Raw genomic sequence first — 18,434 nt, 5'->3', positions numbered from 1 at the left:
GAGCCGACTCGGCGAATGAGATCAGAAGATGATCTCGCCGGACTTCCGGCGGGATCGGAGCAGAGCGATTGCCTCCTCCAGGATGTCCTCGGCCTCGGCGTCGGAGCGGCGCTCCTTCACGTAGGCGAGGTGGGTCTTGTAAGGCTCGATCTTCGGCGCCGGGGGCGCGTTCTCCTCGTCCAGACCAGCCGGGAGCCCACACTTGGGGCAGTCCCACGAGTCTGGTGGCGTCGCCTCGACGGCGAAGGTGATGACCGAATGATGTGCGTTGGCGCAGAAGTAGGTGACGGCCTTTCGCGGCGCAGCTTCGCCGCGCTCCGCCTCACCCATCGGCCCAGCACCGACTCGGGAGCCCCGAATCGCGTTCCCTCCACCTGCCATGGTGCTGCGGTGTCCTCTCTCAACTTAAGTTCGCAGCCCCGAGAGGCCACTTTGGGGGAATTGGACGGCAAAATCTCCGTCCAGCGTCGAATGAGTTTAGACGCTATCGCGCATGCTCCGAAGGGAAATGGATCAGTAGGCCATCAGCAGGCCGAGCGCGATCACACAGGCGAACCAGATCACGCCGATGCCGATGGTGAGCCGGTCGAGGTTGCGCTCGACGACCGAGGATCCACCCAGGGAGCTCGATACGCCACCGCCGAACATGTCGGAGAGACCGCCACCGCGGCCCTTGTGAAGCAGCACGAGCAGGATCATCAGCGCGCTCGCGATGACCAGGATGATGGTGAAGAGAAGTTCCACGTTTGAATCCTATCTGGAGAGCGCCAAGAGTAGAGCACTGCCCTACAGCACGGGTAGGTCGTAGTAGCGCGAGATCGCCGCGAAGTCGTCGACCGAGAGGCTCGCACCACCCACTAGCGCGCCGTCGACGTCGGCCTCCTGCATCAGCGCAGCCACGTTGTTGGGCTTCACAGAGCCGCCGTAGAGGATGCGTACGCCGTCGGCCACCTCGGCCCCATAGACCTTCTCCAGCCGCTCCCGGATGCCGGCGCAGACCTCCTGAGCGTCCTGCGCCGTGGCGGTCTCCCCGGTGCCGATCGCCCAGACCGGCTCGTAGGCGATCACGACCTTGCCGACCTCGGCATCGGTGAGCCCGGCCAACGAGGCCTCGGCCTGACCGGTGCAGTGGTCGACGTGGTTGCCGGCCTTGCGGACCTCGAGGCCCTCACCGACGCAGACGATCGGGGTGATGTCGTGCTTGAGGGCGATCTTGGCCTTCTGCGCGACGATCTGGTCGGTCTCGCCGTAGTGCTCACGACGCTCGGAGTGGCCCACGATCACGTAGGAGCAGCCGAGCTTGGCCAGCATGGAGGCCGAGACCTCGCCGGTGTAGGCGCCGGACTCCTCGGTCGAGACGTTCTGAGCACCGTAGGTGATCCGCATCTTGTCGCCGTCGACCAGCGTCTGCACCGAACGGATGTCGGTGAACGGCGGGAAGACCGCCACCTCGACGGCGGCGAAGTCGTGGCGCTTGTCGGAGAGAGTCCAAGCGAGCTTCTGGACCAGGACCACCGCTTCCTGGTGGTTGAGGTTCATCTTCCAGTTGCCGGCGATGAGCGGCGTGCGCCCACCGGTCTGCTTCTTGGCCGCCATCAGCCCAGGCCTCCCACGATGCTCGTCTCCTCGAGCACGGCCACACCCGGGAGGGACTTGCCCTCCAGGTATTCGAGCGAGGCGCCGCCACCGGTGGAGATGTGACCGAACTGGTCATCGGTGAAACCGAGCTGACGGATCGCCGCGGCGGAGTCACCCCCGCCGACGACCGAGAGGCCGTCGATCGCGGTCAGGGCCTGGGCGACCGTGCGGGTGCCCTCGGCGAACGCAGGCTGCTCGAAGACCCCCATCGGGCCGTTCCAGAAGACGGTCTGGGCGCCCTCGAGGGCTGCGGCGTAGGTCTGGGCCGACTCCGGGCCGATGTCTAGACCGAGCGACTCGGCCGGGATCGCGTTGGCCGCGACCACACGGGCGGAGGCCTCGTCACCGAAGGAGTCGGCGACCACCACGTCGGTCGGCAGCAGGATTTCGACGCCGATCTCCTCGGCTCGCTCGAGATAGCCGAGCACGGTCAGGATCTGGTCCTCCTCGAGCAGCGACTCGCCGACCTCGAGGCCCTGGGCCTTGAGGAAGGTGAAGACCATGCCGCCACCGATCAGCAGCTTGTCGGCCTTGCCGAGCAGGTTGTCGATCACGCCGAGCTTGTCGGAGACCTTCGAGCCGCCGAGGACGACCACGTAGGGACGCTCGGGGGTCTCGGTGAGCCGCTTGAGCACCTCGATCTCGGTCGAGACCAGGTCGCCCTGCGCGCTCGGGAGCAGCTTGGCGACGTCGTAGACCGAGGCCTGCTTGCGGTGGACCACGCCGAAGCCGTCGGAGACGAACGCGTCGGCCAGGGCCGCGAGCTGGCTGGCGAAGGTCGCTCGCTCGAGGTCGTCCTCGCTGGTCTCACCGGCGTTGAAACGTACGTTCTCCAGGAGAGCTACCTGTCCGTCACCGAGGTCGCCGACGACCGAGCCGGCGGAGTCGCCGACGGTGTCGGTAGCGAAGGCGACCTCGGCACCGAGCAGCTCACCGAGACGGGTCGCCACCGGCGCCAGCGAGTACGCCGGGTCCGGCTCCCCCTTAGGACGACCGAGGTGGGCGACCACCACGACCTTGGCACCGGCGTCGGCCAGGGCCTTGATCGTGGGCACCGAGGCACGGATCCGACCATCGTCGGTGATCGTGGTGCCTTCCAACGGGACGTTGAGGTCGGAGCGCACGAGAACTCGCTTGCCCTCGACACCCTGCTCGATGAGCTGCGTGAGATTCAGAGACATAACGGGCTAGACACTAACCTGTGACGCGCGTCGCTGGATCACAGGCTCGCGCCAACGTACGCAACCAGGTCCCCGAGCCTGTTGGAGTAGCCCCACTCGTTGTCGTACCAGGCCGCGACCTTGACCTGGTTGCCGATCACCTTGGTCAGCGGAGCGTCGAAGATCGAGGACGCCGGGTTGGTGACGATGTCGGAGGAGACGATCGGATCGGTCGAGTAGACGAGGTACTTCCCGTCGGCGGCCTTCTCCATGATCTCATTGATCTCCTCGACCGAGGTCTCACGCGAGGCCTCGAAGGAGAGGTCGACGATCGAGCCGGTCGGCACCGGCACGCGCAGCGCGTAGCCGTCGAGCTTGCCCTTCAGCTCCGGCAGCACCAGGCCGATCGCCTTGGCGGCGCCGGTCGAGGTGGGCACCACGTTGAGCGCGGCGGCGCGGGCGCGACGCATGTCCTTGTGGATGTTGTCCTGGAGGTTCTGGTCGGCGGTGTAGGCGTGGACGGTCGTCATCAGGCCCTTGTTGATGCCGATGCCGTCGTTGAGCGCCTTGGCCAGCGGCGCCAGGCAGTTGGTCGTGCAGGAGGCGTTGGAGATGACCGTGTGATTGTTGGGGTCGTAGTCCTTCTCATTGACGCCCATCACGATGGTGGCGTCGTCGTTCTTCGCCGGAGCGGAGATGATCACCTTCTTCGCGCCGCCGGAGTCGACGTGGGCGCGTGCCTTGGTCGCGTCGGTGAAGAAGCCGGTGGACTCGATCACGACGTCGACGCCGAGGTCGGACCAGCGGAGGTTGGCCGGGTCACGCTCCGCGTACGCCTTGATCTCCTTGCCGTCGACGACGATCGCGTCCTCGGTCGCGGAGACCTCGGCGTCGAGCGGGCCGAGGATCGTGTCGTACTTCAGCAGCGTCGCGAGGGTGGCGTTGTCGCTGAGGTCGTTGACCCCGACGATCTCGATGTCGAGGTCGGAAGCGCGCACCGCGCGGAAGAAGTTGCGGCCGATCCGGCCGAACCCGTTGATACCTACTCGAACTGTCACGTGGACTCCTGGTTCGCGTCGAAAAGATTGTGTGCGGGATCACCCGCTGACGCCGACACTACCCAGCCGCTCTGAACTGCGGGAGGGTGGGTTGGATCGTTCCAATAGACGGACGAGTAGCAAACGGCCCGAGCGCCTCGATCACTCGAGGGGCTCGGGCAGTTTCAGGACGTGGCGACGCGTTCTGAGCACTCTTGGTGCTGAGCAACCGGAGCGGGCCGTAGCCGTCTATCGCTTCCTTGGCCGGCCGCCTGGTCGGTGCGTCGGACGTCCGCGGTGGCATGGCCCCATCAGCCGGGCGTTCATCGCGTTGGCTCCTGCACAGAAGCCTGTGCACCAGCTCGGTGGTGGTTCGATCCCGGGCGGAAGCGTCCGACCAGAACGACGACGGCCACAAGGAGCTGAGCGCCGACGATGGTGTAGACCGCTATCCGCTCGATGACTGCTCCGGACCCGCCGACAGCAGACCAGTACGTGAACAGGGCGATGGCGCTGGCGATACCGAGCGTCCCCAGTGAGACCAGGACTGTTCCCAGCGGGCGACCCGTGCGGCGTAGTGCGGCACCCGCGATGATCACCGTGACATTGCCACCGAGAATGGCGAACGCCGCGCCGAGGGTGTGCCCCGCACGGGTTGCGGTCGAAGCGTCCGGGGCTCCCGGAAACATCCCGACCAGGATGAGACCGACGCCCTGCACAGCTGCGGACGTCAGGAAAGCTCGCGCCCGGCTTCGGCTGACAGCGGGAGCAACGAGGACCGCGGCAAGGACAAGGATGGTGCCGTGGCTGATGAACACGGTGTTCATCAGCCAGAACAGCGGTGAGCCATCCGGATATCCAGCAGCGCCGTTGAACGAGGGGACACCCAGATCGCTGATGACGTTGTGCGAGTAGCTGTACGCGGGGTTGCTCCACGCAGCGGCCGAGATCGCCTCTCCGATGAGATAGACAAGGGCGTTCGCCAGGAACAGCGCTGCGCCGATCACGACGCGTCGTTGTCGGAGCGCGGAGAGAGTGGACATGTGCCTTCCTTTGCTCTTGCTGCCTTGCGTGTCCGCCTGCCGCCGCGCCTCGACCTCCGCGAGTCAGCGCCCCGGCGTCGCGTTCGCAACGGCGAGACCCCGTGAGGTTGCGACAGAACCTGGGAACGGGATCTCGCCTGCGAAACGCCATCGGACAGCTTCGAGCTGTTCGGGGCGGTTCGGACTCAAGCGTCCTCGGCGAGCATCTCCGCGGTCAGCGAAGCCTCGGTGTCGGGGATGCCGAGCTCCTCGGCGCGCTTGTCGGCCATCGCCAGGAGACGGCGGATGCGGCCGGCGATGGCGTCCTTGGTGAGCACCGGGTCGTGGAGCTGCCCGAGCTCCTCGAGGGAGGCCTGCTTGTGCTCCAGACGGAGCTTGCCGGCCTGGCGCAGGTGGTCGGGGATGTCTTCGCCGAGGATCTCCAGGGCCCGCTCGACGCGGGCGCCGGCGGCGACGGCCGCGCGAGCCGAACGGCGCAGGTTGGCGTCGTCGAAGTTGGCCAGCCGGTTGGCGGTGGCGCGGACCTCGCGACGCATCCGGCGCTCCTCCCAGGCCATCAGCGACTCGTGAGCGCCCAGACGGGTCAGCAGCTGGCCGATCGCGTCACCGTCACGGATGACGACACGGTCCACGCCGCGTACCTCCCTCGGCTTGGCCGAGATGCCGATACGACGGGCGACGCCGACGAGGGCCAGGGCCGACTCCGACCCCGGGCAGGTCACCTCCATCGAGGAGGACCGGCCCGGCTCGGTGAGCGATCCGTGGGCGAGGAAGGCTCCGCGCCAGGCAGCGACGGCGTCGCAGGCCCCGCCCGAGACGACGGCGGGCGGAAGGCCGCGCACCGGTCGCCCGCGCTGGTCGAGAAGGCCGGTCTGGCGCGCCAGCGCCTCACCGTCCTTGACCACGCGCACGATGTAACGGCTGCCCTTGCGGAGTCCGCTCGCCTGGATGAGAGCCACCTCTGCCTCGTGACCGAAGACGTCGGCGATGTCTCGCTTCAGCCTCCGGGCGGCCAGACCTGTGTCGAGCTCAGCCTCGACCACGATCCTGCCGGCCACGATGTGGATCCCCCCAGCGAACCTCAACGTCGAGGCAACCTCTGCCTTTCGGCAGCATGTCTTGGTGATCTGAGTGGAGGCCAGCTCGGCCTTCACCTGTCCCGTCATCGCCATGTCGGAGAGTCTTTCATTGTTGTCAACGACCCTCGAATCGGTTCCACCTCAGAGCACTCCGTGTGGGCCCTGCAGAGGGGGCTCGGCTGGCCTCAACCCGCCCCGATCACCCGAGCGTACGCCGCGGCCAACCGCTCCGGGTCGTGGCGAGGGGTCCCGTCGTCGACGGCGACGTCGGCGACCTCGACCTGCGCACCGCACTTCTCGGCCACCCGCGACAGCTCGCCGAGACCGTCGAGGGAGGAGTCGACGAGGACCGTGTGGATGCGGAGATCCGGGGCGTGGTCGAGGAGGACCTCGAGGTGCTCGGCCGGGCCGAAGCCGGTCGTCTCTCCCGGCTGCTCCCCGAGGTTGAGCACCACGACGATCTTCGCGGAGGTTGCGACCAGCGCCTCGCGGAGCGCGCGGACCATCAGGTGCGGCAGGACCGAGGTGAACCAGGACCCGGGCCCCAGGAACACCCACTCGGCCTCACAGATCGCCTTGACGGCGTCAGGGGCGGCCGGTGGATTGTCGGGGACGAGCTGGATCGACTCGATCCGGCCATCGGTGGTGGCGACCTCGACCTGGCCCCTGATCGCGACCCGTGCCTCCGGATCGGCGGCGTCGAGCCCGCTCACCTCCGCCACGATGTCCATCGGCACCAGCGCCATCGGCAGGACCCGGCCCTTGGCGCCCAGCAGTCGACCGACCCAGTCGAGGGCCTCGACGTGGTCGCCGAGCTGCTCCCAAAGCCCGACGATCAGCAGGTTGCCGAGGTTGTGGCCACGCATCTCCCCATCGCCTGCGAAGCGGTGCTGCAGCACCTGCGCCCAGGTGTCGTCCCAGCGGTCCGCGCCGCACAGCGCGGCCAGCGCCATCCGAAGGTCGCCCGGCGGAAGCACGCCGAACTCCCTCCTGAGCCGCCCGCTCGAGCCACCGTTGTCGGCGACCGTGACGATCGCCGTCAGCTGGTCGACGGTCAGGTCGTCGACCAGCAGCCGCAGCGCGCTCAGCGACGCATGCAGTCCGTGCCCGCCCCCCAGGGCGACGACGGCCTGGGCATCTGCCCCGGGTCGGTCGGCCCCGGCCACTCTCACTCCCGCCCGAGGTCTCGGTGGATCGCCTTCGCGTCCAGACCGGCATCTCGCAGCCGCCTGGAGATCTCCTCCGCCATCGCCACGCTGCGGTGTTTGCCACCCGTGCACCCGATTGCCACGCGCATGAACCTCTTCCCTTCGTGAAGATAGCCCTTGGTCACTCCGACGAGCACCGGAACATACCCGCTCAGGAACTCCTCCGCGCCAGGACGGGTGTAGACGTAGTCGGCGACGTCGGGGTTGTCGCGGCCGTTGCCGCCCTTCAGCTCGGGAACCCAGTGGGGGTTGGGCAGGAAGCGCATGTCTGCCATGAAGTCGGCGTCGACCGGGATCCCGTACTTGAACCCGAAGCTCACCACGGAGACCTTCAGCGTCGTCCGCTCCGGAGTGCCGAACGCCTCGGCGATCCTGGCGGTGAGCTGGTGCACGTTCAGCTGGGTCGTGTCGATGACCAGATCGGCGGCGCCGCGCAGACTGGCAAGCACCACCCGCTCGCGCTCGAGCGCGTCCAGAAGCCGCTCGTTGCCCCGCTGCATCGGGTGCGGCCGCCGCGCGGCCTCCTGGCGGCGGACGAGCGTGTCGTCGGCGGCGTCGAGGAACACCAGGGTCGTACGCCGCCCGGTTGCCTTCTTCGCCAGGATCTCCTCGAGCTCGGCGAAGAAAGAGCCCGAACGTACGTCGGTCACGACCGCCACCGGCTGCTCCGGGCCCCGGGCCGCGTCGACCCGCTCGACCACCTGCGAGAGCAGGCTCGGCGGCAGGTTGTCGACGACGTAGTAGCCGAGATCCTCCAGCTCCTTGGCCGCTGTGCTCCGCCCGGCACCGGTCATGCCGGTGATGACGACGACCTCCCCCTTGTGCATGACCTACTCCTCGATGATCTCGCCCGTGGTGACGTTGATGGCGCCAACCCTGCCATTCTTCGACGACTGATCCACAGCTGTCTTGATCGCGGTCGCGGTGCCGGGGCCGATGCCGGGCACCTGGGCGATCTCCTCGATGGTCGCCGTCCGGAGCTTCTTCAACGAGCCGAAGTGCTTCATCAGCGTCTTGCGGCGCACCTCGCCGAGACCGGGTACGTCGTCGAGCAGGCTCTCCACCATCGACTTCGAGCGGCGGCCACGGTGGTGGCTGATCGCGAACCGGTGCGCCTCGTCGCGGATCCGCTGCAGCAGGTAGAGCCCCTCGGAGCTGCGCGGGAGGATGACCGGGTCCTCCTCCTGGGGAACCCAGACCTCCTCCAGGCGCTTGGCCAGGCCCACGACCGGGATGTCGTTGACACCGAGCTCCGCGAGCGCGCGCTGGGCAGCGGCCACCTGGGGTGCGCCGCCGTCGACGACCACCAGGCCTGGGGCGTACGCGAACTTCCTCGGCCGGCCGGTCTCCGGGTCGACCAGCATCGGGCCGCTGGGCCCCTCAACCTGCGCGCTGCGCGCGCTTACTCCCTCGCTCGGCGCGAGCGGACGAGCAAGCTCGCCGCTCGACCTCGCTCCGGTCGTCTCGGTCGACACGATCGAGGTCGACTGCTCGTCCAGGAGCCGCTTGAACCGCCGGGTGATGACCTCGTGCATCGCCTTGACGTCGTCGGAGCCGTCCTGGCCCTTGATGATGAACCGGCGATACTCGGACTTGCGGGCCAGCCCGTCCTCGAAGACCACCATGCTGGCGACGATCTCGGTGCCCTGCAGGTGGGAGATGTCATAGCACTCGATCCGCAGCGGCACCTCGTCGAGCTCGAGCGCCTCCTGGATCTCCTCCAGCGCCCGGTTGCGGGTGGTCAGGTCGCTCGCGCGCCTGGTCTTGTGGAGCGCGAGGGCCTGCTTGGCGTTCTTGGCCACGGTCTCCTGGAGCGTCTTCTTGTCCCCACGCTGTGGGACCCGGATCCTGACCTTCGCCTTGCGTACGTCCGAGAGCAGCTCCTCGAGCGTGTCGTGGTCGGGCGGCAGCGCCGGGACGAGGATCTCGCGCGGGATCGCCTCAGCGTCCTCGCCTGCGTAGAGCTGGAGCAGGAAGTGCTCGACCAGACCGGCCGTGTCGGCGTCGTCCATCCGGTCCGCGACCCAGCCGCGCTGACCCTTGATGCGGCCACCGCGTACGTAGAAGATCTGCACGCCGACCTCGAGCGGGTCCTCGGCCAACGCGATCACGTCGGCATCGGCACCGTCGCCGAGCACCACCGCCTGCTTCTCCAGGGCACGCTGCATCGCGGCGAGGTCGTCGCGCAGCCGCGCGGCCTTCTCGAAGTCGAGGGCCTCGGACGCGGCGTACATCTCCTTCTCGATCCGCTTGGTGAAGGTCGTCGTGTGGCCGGCCATGAAGTCGCAGAAGTCGTCGACGATCTCGCGGTGCTCCTCCGGCGAGATGTTGCCGACGCACGGCGCGGTGCACTTGTCGATGTAGCCGAGCAGGCAGGGGCGGCCGATCTGCTGCGAGCGCTTGAAGACGCCGTTGCTGCACGAGCGCATCGGGAAGACCCGCAACAGGATGTCGACGGTCTCCCGAATCGCCCAGGCGTGGCCGTAGGGGCCGAAGTATCGGGTGCCCTTGCGCTTGGCCCCGCGACCGACCATGACCCGCGGGAACTCCTCGCCGACGGTGACCGCGAGCCACGGGTAGGACTTGTCGTCGCGATACTTGACGTTGAACCGCGGGTCGAACTCCTTGATCCAGGTGTATTCGAGCTGGAGGGCCTCGATGTCGTTGTTGACCGTCGTCCACTCGACGCTGGCCGCGGTGGTCACCATCGTCGCCGTGCGCGGGTGAAGACTGGGGATCGGCTGGAAGTAGTTCGCGAGCCGTTGACGCAGGTTGATCGCCTTGCCGACGTAGATCACCCGCCCCTTGGGATCGCGGAACCGGTAGACCCCTGGCTGGGTGGGGATGTCTCCAGCTCGGGGGCGATAGCTCTGCGGATCGGGCACGTCCGCCAGCCTATCGGCGAGCACCGACACCCGAACCGTGCCCGACGGATCGAGCTGTCAGCGGCTCCAGTCGATCGCGTCGAGCTCGGCCAGCAGCCGAGCGCCGCGTACGGGATCGTGCTGGGCGACCCAAGAGACACGGCCGCGCAGATGCTCCTCGAACGCCGGGACTTGGTCGCGGTTCTGTGTGCTCGGGCCACGGCGGCGGCAGTTGTGGAGAATGGCGCGGAGAAGGTCGACATCCTCACGTGGCACGCGGGGTTGCTCGTTCACGACCAGGCCGGCCAACCGCTGACGGCCACCGCGCGGCATCACGCCGGTCTTGCGCGGATTGAGCCGGAAACCCTCATCACACACGATCTCCTCGATCGCGTCGAGCAACCGTGGGGTGCCATTCCCCCAGCCGGCCTCCCCCGAGAACGCCAGGTCGTCGGCGTACCGGGTGTAGCGACCGCCCCATGAGCGGGCGAGAGCGGCGAGCCGGCCATCGAGGCCGTACGCGGTGAGGTTGGCGAGTGCGGGCGACGTCGGTGCACCCTGGGGCAGATGGGGTGCGGCCAGGCGGCGCCCGAGCCGCCAGTGCGCATCGAGAAGCCCTTCCTCAGCGGGGCGCGAGACCGCTCGCCAGGCCACACGCGGCAGTACGCAGGTGGTCAGTCCGGCCAAGCAGTGCGCGACCGGTTCGGGGTAGCCCGCGGTGCGCCAGATGCCGTAGACCCGGGAGACGCTCACACTGGCGAAGAACGCCTCCAGGTCCAGGTGCAGGACGATCGGCCGGTCGGCATGCGGCGCGGCGTACGACCTCACCGATCCGCCCGGCCGGAAGCCACGAGCTGCATCGTGCGGCGGGATCCGCGAGACGACCTGGTCCAGGAGCTTCCGTTGGAGGGCGCGCAGCCGGGGCTTGGGTGCCTCCAGAACACGGATCGCGCCGCTCGGAGCGGTCCGGTGGCTGACCCGATAATGCTGGAGCCGGGGCTCGTCTGCCGCTCTGGCCCAGCGCCGTGGGTCGGCGAACCAGTCCAGCTCGGCAGCGGTCACGTCGAGGAGAGTGGCGACCGCAGCCAGGTCGTCGAGCTCCGGCAGGGCCCACCGGTTGGTCACCATGCGCGTCGCGGCCACCGGCTGGGTGACGGGGCCGACACCGAACGCCTTGTCGGCTGCCGGCAGGCTGCGGAGCACCATGGCAAGCTCGCGCGGCCGGTCGTGGGGCGGCCTCGGATAGAGCTCGAGCGCCTGCGTCGCCAATGGGGGCAACCACGTCGCGCGTCGCCCGAGCACGAGCGCTCCGCTCGCGACCAGGCCGTTGCGGGTCCACTCCCCCGCCAGGAAGCCAGCCGCCAGCGCACGCGCCAAGTCTGCTCTCACCGCGGCAGCCAGGGGGCATGAGGACCGCTGGAGTGCGGCAGCGCTGCTCGACCTGTCTCGTCGTGCGCGCGGCGACCTGCAGCGGAGCGCAGCCTGTCGCGCGCGGTGCCGTGCCCGGACGTACCGGTGGCCCCCGGGGTAGCCCCGGGGAGGCTGACCGGTGTCACGCACCGGCTCGCCGTCTCGAGATGACGCTGCCGCACGTCAGCACGATAACGTCCCGGACGTGGTGGCCGTGCGCAACCGGCCGCGCGTTGGGCTTCCGTCGAGGATGGGCTGATGCCCGACCGGCGCGGGCCGGGCATCAGCTCACCCAACCAGCTAGCCGAGCAGCTCCACCTCCGAGAGCGTGATCGTGTCGGCGGCAGCACCGGCGAACTCGATCCGGATCCGGTTGAACCTCGACTCCGACTCGAGCTTGAACGGCCGGGTGGCCTGCTGCCAGGCGAACTTCTCACCCGAGCGCCGGTCGAGGACCTTCCAGTCGGTGCCGTCGTTGGATCCCTTGACGACCCAGCCGCTGGGCGAGCGGCCGTCGGCGCCGTTGGTGAGGGTGTAGAAGGAGACCGGCACCTTGGTCCCTGAGAACCGGTACTCCACCCAGCCGTCACCGGCGACGGTCGTCTGCGTCCCGGAGTCGTTGTCGACCAGCTTCTCGCTGCCGTTCCCGCTGGCAGAGACCGCGCCCTTGCCCGTGCCCGACTTGTCGGCGATCGGCGTGGCCGGCTCCGAGCCGGTGGTCAGCGACGGCGGCGCGGAGTTCGGCGAGGTGCCCCAGCTCGATGGGCTCGAGCCCATGTCGAACTCGATGGTGCCGCCGTCGGCGAGCTCCTGGTGGGAGACGTAGGTCTTGTCCCACTTCTTGCCGTCGATGGTGACGCCCTGGACGTAGATGTTCTCGGTGCTGTTCTCGGGCGCCTTGATCACCAGGTCCTTGCCGCCCTCGAGGTGCAGGGTGGCCTTGGTGAACAGCGGCGAGCCGAGCACGAGGTTCTCGCTGCCCATCTGGAGCGGGTAGAGGCCGAGCGAGGCGAAGAGGTGCCAGGCCGAGGTCTCCCCGTTGTCCTCGTCGCCGGCATAGCCCTGTCCGATCTCGGAGCCGGTGTACATCCGGCGCAGGGTCTCGCGGACGATCTCCTGCGTCTTCCAGGGCTGGCCTGCGTAGCTGTACATCCACGGGATGTGGTGGCTGACCTGGTTGGAGAAGCCCCACTGCCCCATGCGTACGTCGCGGGCCTCCCGGATCTCGTGGATGATCCCGCCGTAGGAGCCCGGGAACTCCCCCGTCTCCGGGGTCGTGAAGAACGTGTCCAGCTTCTTCGCGAGCCCGCCGCGGCCGCCGTAGAGGTTGGCCAGGCCCTGGCCGTCCTGCGGGGTGTGGAACGCGAAGTTCCAGCCGTTGGTCTCGGTGTAGTCGTGGTCGCTCCCCCACACCAGCGGGTTGTAGTCCGCCGGCGACTTCTTGAAGGTGCCGTCGGCGTTGCGGCCCTGGAAGAAGCCCACCTTGGTGTCGAAGGTGTTGACGTAGTTGCGGGCCCGGCCGAGGAAGTACTCCGACTCCTCCCGCAGCCGCTTCCGCTCGGCCGAAGAGATCCCGTCGCGCTCGGCGAGCTTCGCGGCCATGTTTCCGATGCCGTAGTCGTTGATGTAGCCCTCGAGTCCCCACGAGACGCCCTCGCTCACGGCCGCGGGCGTGTAGCCGAGGAACACCGAGGTCTGCATGCCCTTTCGGCCGACGTTGGAGTTGGTCGCGGAGCCCGGCGGCCGGACGGTGGCGTTCTTGACGGCGGCCGCATAGGCGGCCTCGGCGTCGATCCCCTCCACTCCCTTGACGTACGCGTCGGCGAAGGAGACGTCCGAGCTGGTCCCGGTCATCAGGTTGGCGTAGCCCGGCGAGGACCAGCGCGAGATCCAGCCGTTGTCCTTGTACTGCTGCACGAAGCCGTTGACCATTTCGGCCGCCTGGCCGGGTTCCAGGAGCGAGTAGGCCGCCCAGGTGGTGCGGTAGGTGTCCCAGAAGCCGTTGTTCACATAGACCTTGCCGTCCTTGACCTCGGCCCCGGTGTGGGTGGGCGTGGTGCCCGGCGGGTTGGAGTCACCGGAGGTGGACTGAACGGCGTGCTTCCAGACCGGCTCGTCCTCGGTGCCGGTGTTCTCGTGGCCCGAGTTCGGGTAGAGGAAGAGCCGCGCGAGGTTGGAGTAGACGGTTGTCTTCTGGTCCTTGGTCGCACCTTCGATGTCGAGGACGTCGAGCTTGTCCTGCCACAGCGCCTTCGCCCTCGCCTTGACCGTGTCGAAGGAGGCGTCGGCGACCTCGAGCTCGAGGTTGCGCTTGGCCTGGTCGATGCCGATCAGGCTCGTGGCGATGCGCATCGTCACGGTCCTGTCCGCGCCGGCGTCGAACTCGAGATGGCCCTGTACGTTCGGGCGCTCGCCGGTGGCGTACTTGCCGCCGCCGGTGACCGGCTGGTCGAAGGTCGCGTAGACGTACATCCGGGTGGCGCCGTTGGACAGGCCGCTGCGGGTGTCGGTGAAGCCGGACAGCGTGCCGGAAGCCGGGTCGAGGGTCAGCCCGCCGTTGTTGTTGACATTGTCGAAGACGACCCGCGCGGAGTCACCGGGGTAGGTGAACCGGAACACAGCTGCGTGGTCGGCCGGTGCGATCTCGGCGCTCTGACCGTTGTCGAAGTCCACCTTGTAGTGGTGGGGGCGGGCGATCTCGTTGGCATGTTCGAAGGTGAGCGCGCGTGTCTTGCGCCCCGGCTCGGGGACGCCCTCGGCGGCCGACGGCATCACCTGGAAGGTCTGCCGGTCCCCCATCCACGGGCTGGTCTCGTGGCTCAGCGTCAACGCCTGCAGACTGGTCCGGTTCTGGGCGTCGTTGTCCTGGTGGTAGCGGTAGAACCACGACAGCGAGCCGGCGTTGGTCATCGGCGCCCAGAAGTTGAAGCCGTGCGGGACTGCGGTCGCCGGGATGTTGTTGCCTCGCGAGAAGCTGCCGCTGGACTGCGTGCCACGGGTCGTGACGGCATAGTCGACACGGCTGGTCACTTGCGGCGTCTTCGGGGACGCGGTGATCGCGATGTCGTCGTACCAGCCGCGGAACTTCGTCGGGCCGCTCGGAGCGTCGACGGCGACCAGGATGCGGTCGATCGTCTTGCCTGCCGCGACCTCGCCGATGACGGAGGTCTTCTTGTTCCACTGGTTGGTGTAGAGCGACTTCGACTCGCCCTGGCCCTCCGGCGACAGTACGTAGCCCTGCGCATCGAGCGCGCCCAGCTCGGAGAGCAGAGTGCCGTCGGTGAAGGCCAGATCGACCGCCGTGTAGGTGCTCGGGTAGCTCAGGTCGCCGTCGATGAACTCCGGGAAGACCAGGTAGGACAGCTCGGTCTCCTTGCCGACGGGGATGTCGACGTCGAAGACGCGGTTGTAGGAGTGGCCCTTGTCGCCGGTGATCTTGCCGGCGTACTCGAAGGCGTGCACGCCGGTGAAGCCGACCTCCGACTTCGCCGCGTACGCCGAGGCGGGGCCGTCATCGGGGTGGCTGGTCATGTTCTTCAGCGGCGGCGGGGGCTCGGAGCCGTCGGAGAGCTGCCATTCGGCGAGCTGGATGATGCCGCCGCTCTGGTTCGCGGAGATGTCGATGCGGTAGTGGGCGTACGCCTGCGGAGAGGCGATCTCGAACTCTCTCGTCTGGAAGCGCTCCTCCCAGGACTGACCGGTGCGCCGGTCGACGGTCGTCCAGCTCTGGCCGTCGGCGGAGCCCTGGATCACCCAGTCCTTGGGGTCGCGCTCGGCCGCGTCGTTGGCCGAGGTGAGGGCGTACCTGACGACGCTGACCGGCTGGTCGAGCTGGATCTGCACCCAGCCGGTGGTCGCGAAGGTGAGCCACTTGGTGTTGATGTCGCCGTCGACGAGCTCGGCCGCGCCCTCGCCGGAGCCGCTGTTCTCTCCGCTGGCGGTGGCGCCGGTGATGTGCTCGGAGATGTCGCCGGGGATGCCGAAGGGGTCCGGCCCGGCGACGCCTGCGGTGCGAGGCTTGCCGTCCTCGTCGGTGTCGACGAGGTCGGCCCAGCTGGGCTGGGGATCCTCATCCTCGAAGGATGTCGCCCAGTCACCGCCTTCGGCGGCGCGCTGAGGGTCGGCGGTGTCGCTCTTCGGGGCGGACGGCTCGGGCGCTTCCGGCGTCGCGAACGCAGGCGCGGTGCCGCTCATCCCGACCATGAGCGCCGCCGTCGCGGCGATCGTCGCGGCCAGGCGGCCCGCAGACCGGACTCGGATTCTGGGAGGTGCGTCCCAACGGTGCATCGGTGTGATCTCCTTCACATGGGGGCCACCCCAGATGGAACCGTGGGATGACAACGTTGTCAACGAGTTTGCGAAGGCTTTACTCAGGCGCTCTGCAGTGCCACGGAACTTTTGGCGGGATCGCACAGAAGAACAGGGACATCGTTGTCACGCTCGAATCTGCGTCTACGCTGTGCACGTGGCATCACCCCTGTCCGACCGGACCCGTCAGCAACGCCGCCCGACCATGAAGGACGTCGCGGCGGCCGCCGGCGTGAGCCTGAAGACCGTCTCGCGGGTGGTCAACGGCGAGTCGAACGTGAACGACGACCTCCGGGCAGCGGTGCTCGAGTCGATCACCCAGCTCGGGTTCCGACGCAACGCCAGCGCCCGCGATCTTCGGCAGGGACGCTCAGGCACCGTCGGGCTGTTGCTCGAGGACGTCGCCGACCCGTTCTACTCGATCCTGTCTCGCGCGGTCGAGGATGTGGCCCGGGAGCACGGGACGATGGTCTTCGCCGGGTCCTCGGCCGAAGACGCCGACCGGGAGCGCGAGCTCGCGCTCGCGTTCTGCGAGCGGCGCGTGGATGGTCTGATCATCGTTCCCGCCGGGTCCAGCCACTCCTATCTGCTCCCGGAGATGAGGGCGGGCATCCCGGCCGTGTTCGTCGACCGCCCGCCCGGCGACATCGAAGCCGACATGATCCTCACCGACAACCGTGGCGGCAGCCGGCGAGGAGTGGAGCATCTGCTCGCCCACGGTCATCGCCGCATCGGCTTCATCGGCGACGCCCCGGAGATCTACACCGCCGGCGAGCGGCTGCGCGGCTACCGAGAGGCACTGGAGTCGGCCGGGATCCCCTTCTCCGGCACGCTCGTCGCGCAGGCGCCCCCATCACCCGCATCGACCGCCGAAGCAATTGACCGACTGCTCGCCGGACGGTCACCGGCGACCGCGCTCTTCTGCGGCAACAGCCGCACCACCGTCAGCGTCCTTCGTGAGCTCGCCCGGCGCTCGACGCGACTCGCGCTCGTCGGGTTCGACGACGTCGAGCTCGGCGACCTTCTTCAGCCCGGGCTCACCGTCGTCGCACAGGATCCTGGCGCCATGGGGGCGGCCGCCGCGCGGCTGCTCTTCCAACGCATCGCGGGCGACACAGCCGGTCCGGCCGCCGGCCCGCCCCAGACGGTCACGATCGGCACCCGGCTGATCCCCCGAGGCTCCGGAGAGCTCGCGGGTCCCTGAGTCTGGGGAAATCCGGCGCCGCTACGCTGACTTTTTAAGTCTAGCGGTCTAGTATTGTTATGTGCCTTGTCGTGATCGCTATGGATACGCGCTGACCACCAGCGACGAAGCCGCCCGGAGCTACCGCCAGGGGCTGCTGGACGTGCTTCGCCTGCGGGACGGCGCCCTGCCCTCGTTCGCGACCGCGATCGTGCTCGACCCGACCTTCGCACTCGGACACGCCGCACTGGCGTTGCTCGGCCATGAGATGTGCGCCCCCGTCGATGTCACCGCACGGTTGCGGCAGGCCGGGCTGCACGCCCGGCGGGCGACCGAGCGGGAGCGGAGCCATGTCCATGCGGTCGACGCCCACATCGGCGGCGACTCCCGACCGCTGATCGACCACCTGGCGGCCTTCCCGCGCGACGCACTGCTGCTCTCGGTCGCCGTGCCGACGATCGCCTTCGCCGGAGCCACCGAGGTGCCCGAAGAGGCGTGGGCGATCGTGGAGCGCGCCGCGCCTGCGTACGGTGACGACTGGTGGTTCGCCGGGCTGCTCGCTTTCGTACGCCAGGAGCAGCGACGCTTCGACGAGGCCATGTCGCTCTCCTGCGCCTCGCTGGCGGTGGAGCCCGGCGCCGGCCACTCCGCCCACGCCCGGGCGCACGCACACTACGAGACCGGCGACCACGAGGCCGGCCTGGCCTGGATGTCCTCGTGGGTGCTCGGCGACGGTGCCGAGATCGACTCGCTCTCCCACTTCGCGTGGCACGCCGCGCTGCACGAGCTCTCCCTGGGCGACCTCGATGCCGTACGCCGCCGCTACCGGAGCCAGCTCCAGCCCGGACACGCCCTCGGCTGCCGGGCTCTGGTCGACTCCGGCTCGCTGCTCTTCCGCTGGGCGCTCACGCCCGGCGCGCGCGACGTACCCGACATCGCCGAGGTCGTACGCGTCACCGGGCGCGAGACGATGACCCGGCCCGCCACACCGTTCCTGGCCATGCACACCGCGGTGACCTACCTCGCCACTGGCGACGCCGGCGCGCTCGACGAGCTGCGGTCTTGGGCGGCCGGACACGCACACCCGACCATGGCCACCGTCGTCTCTCCGCTCGCCGAGGCGCTGGGGATGATGGCCCGCGACGCGAACTCGGCTGCCGCCGACCGCCTCGCCTCCCTCGCTCCGTCGATCCGCCGCCTCGGCGGATCCGATGCGCAGCGAGAGATCATCGAGGAGGCTCGCATCGCCGCGCTGCTCCGCGCCGACCGCTGGGACGACGCCCGGGTGCTGCTCGATGCCCGTCTCGACCGCCGCCGCTCCCCGCGCGACGAGCTGTGGCGGGGACAGGCTCTCGCGCACTACAGACCCGCCTCGCCGAGGCTGTAGTTGTGGCGAGCCGAGTCTGTAGCCAGCCCAACGGTCCTGGGGTTCGGGGTCTATGTTTGTCGACCAGAACGTCTGACGTTTCTTACCTGAACACCCACACGAACCTGTGAAACGGAG

Annotated in this window: 14 protein-coding genes; 2 read left to right on the top strand and 12 right to left on the bottom strand. The window is 68.6% G+C overall.

What is annotated here, in order from left to right:
* Positions 1-21: 21 nt before the first annotated feature.
* From ABZZ22_RS15495 to ABZZ22_RS15440, 12 genes are all read right to left on the bottom strand, one after another.
* Positions 22-381 carry an RNA polymerase-binding protein RbpA gene (locus ABZZ22_RS15495; RefSeq protein ID WP_183545521.1) on the bottom strand — a complete coding sequence of 120 codons (360 nt, stop codon included), beginning with the start codon at positions 379-381 and terminating at the stop codon, positions 22-24.
* 132 nt (positions 382-513) lie between these two features.
* Entirely contained in the window at positions 514-744 is a 231-nt protein-coding gene (secG, locus tag ABZZ22_RS15490; RefSeq protein WP_008357155.1) for a preprotein translocase subunit SecG, read from the bottom strand.
* 42 nt (positions 745-786) lie between these two features.
* Positions 787-1,596 carry a triose-phosphate isomerase gene (gene tpiA, locus ABZZ22_RS15485; protein ID WP_354932822.1) on the bottom strand — a complete coding sequence of 270 codons (810 nt, stop codon included), beginning with the start codon at positions 1,594-1,596 and terminating at the stop codon, positions 787-789.
* Positions 1,596-2,819 (bottom strand): phosphoglycerate kinase, encoded by a 1,224-nt coding sequence (locus ABZZ22_RS15480; protein WP_354932820.1) that lies wholly within the window; start codon positions 2,817-2,819, stop codon positions 1,596-1,598. Before ABZZ22_RS15480 ends, tpiA begins: the two co-directional genes overlap by 1 nt.
* 38 nt (positions 2,820-2,857) lie before the next feature.
* A complete protein-coding gene (gap, locus tag ABZZ22_RS15475) occupies positions 2,858-3,856 on the bottom strand; it encodes a type I glyceraldehyde-3-phosphate dehydrogenase (RefSeq protein ID WP_354932818.1) in 999 nt (332 codons plus the stop codon).
* A gap of 302 nt (positions 3,857-4,158) precedes the next feature.
* On the bottom strand, positions 4,159-4,842 hold the full coding sequence (locus ABZZ22_RS15470) for a DUF998 domain-containing protein (protein WP_354932816.1): 684 nt from the start codon (positions 4,840-4,842) through the stop codon (positions 4,159-4,161).
* Between the two features lie 221 nt (positions 4,843-5,063).
* Positions 5,064-6,050 carry a DNA-binding protein WhiA gene (gene whiA, locus ABZZ22_RS15465; RefSeq protein WP_045547796.1) on the bottom strand — a complete coding sequence of 329 codons (987 nt, stop codon included), beginning with the start codon at positions 6,048-6,050 and terminating at the stop codon, positions 5,064-5,066.
* A gap of 92 nt (positions 6,051-6,142) precedes the next feature.
* The gene (gene yvcK / locus ABZZ22_RS15460) at positions 6,143-7,123 is read right to left on the bottom strand and encodes a uridine diphosphate-N-acetylglucosamine-binding protein YvcK (RefSeq protein WP_354932813.1); all 981 of its coding nucleotides are present in this window, start codon (positions 7,121-7,123) and stop codon (positions 6,143-6,145) included.
* 2 nt (positions 7,124-7,125) lie between these two features.
* Positions 7,126-7,992 carry an RNase adapter RapZ gene (gene rapZ / locus ABZZ22_RS15455; RefSeq protein WP_179658361.1) on the bottom strand — a complete coding sequence of 289 codons (867 nt, stop codon included), beginning with the start codon at positions 7,990-7,992 and terminating at the stop codon, positions 7,126-7,128.
* A 3-nt stretch (positions 7,993-7,995) separates the two neighbouring features.
* Positions 7,996-10,050 (bottom strand): excinuclease ABC subunit UvrC, encoded by a 2,055-nt coding sequence (uvrC, locus tag ABZZ22_RS15450; RefSeq protein WP_354932811.1) that lies wholly within the window; start codon positions 10,048-10,050, stop codon positions 7,996-7,998.
* Between the two features lie 57 nt (positions 10,051-10,107).
* Positions 10,108-11,418 carry a reverse transcriptase family protein gene (locus ABZZ22_RS15445; RefSeq protein ID WP_354932809.1) on the bottom strand — a complete coding sequence of 437 codons (1,311 nt, stop codon included), beginning with the start codon at positions 11,416-11,418 and terminating at the stop codon, positions 10,108-10,110.
* A gap of 321 nt (positions 11,419-11,739) precedes the next feature.
* Entirely contained in the window at positions 11,740-15,726 is a 3,987-nt protein-coding gene (locus ABZZ22_RS15440) for a GH92 family glycosyl hydrolase (protein WP_354932807.1), read from the bottom strand.
* A gap of 178 nt (positions 15,727-15,904) precedes the next feature.
* Between ABZZ22_RS15440 and ABZZ22_RS15435 the strand changes: the two genes are divergently transcribed.
* Together ABZZ22_RS15435 and ABZZ22_RS15430 are read left to right on the top strand one after the other, a co-directional pair.
* Positions 15,905-16,951: a LacI family DNA-binding transcriptional regulator gene (locus ABZZ22_RS15435; RefSeq protein ID WP_354932805.1), complete on the top strand. Its 1,047-nt coding sequence runs from the start codon at positions 15,905-15,907 to the stop codon at positions 16,949-16,951.
* Between the two features lie 61 nt (positions 16,952-17,012).
* Complete coding sequence (locus ABZZ22_RS15430) at positions 17,013-18,317, top strand: pyridine nucleotide-disulfide oxidoreductase (protein WP_354932803.1); 1,305 nt, start codon at positions 17,013-17,015, stop codon at positions 18,315-18,317.
* Positions 18,318-18,434 lie beyond the last annotated feature (117 nt).

The sequence above is a fragment of the Nocardioides sp. NPDC006273 genome (assembly GCF_040613495.1).
Taxonomy (GTDB): Bacteria; Actinomycetota; Actinomycetes; order Propionibacteriales; family Nocardioidaceae; genus Nocardioides.
The sequence above is the reverse complement of the archived record's forward strand: the minus strand, read 5'-3'. Positions and strand labels throughout refer to the sequence as shown.

Bases quoted from the DNA above. Each gene is read 5' to 3' on its own strand.
- ABZZ22_RS15440 (WP_354932807.1), bottom strand. From the start codon at position 15,726: ATGCACCGTTGGGACGCACCTCCCAGAATCCGAGTCCGGTCTGCGGGC.
- ABZZ22_RS15480 (WP_354932820.1), bottom strand. From the start codon at position 2,819: ATGTCTCTGAATCTCACGCAGCTCATCGAGCAGGGTGTCGAGGGCAAG.
- ABZZ22_RS15495 (WP_183545521.1), bottom strand. From the start codon at position 381: ATGGCAGGTGGAGGGAACGCGATTCGGGGCTCCCGAGTCGGTGCTGGG.
- whiA (WP_045547796.1), bottom strand. From the start codon at position 6,050: ATGGCGATGACGGGACAGGTGAAGGCCGAGCTGGCCTCCACTCAGATC.
- rapZ (WP_179658361.1), bottom strand. From the start codon at position 7,992: ATGCACAAGGGGGAGGTCGTCGTCATCACCGGCATGACCGGTGCCGGG.
- tpiA (WP_354932822.1), bottom strand. From the start codon at position 1,596: ATGGCGGCCAAGAAGCAGACCGGTGGGCGCACGCCGCTCATCGCCGGC.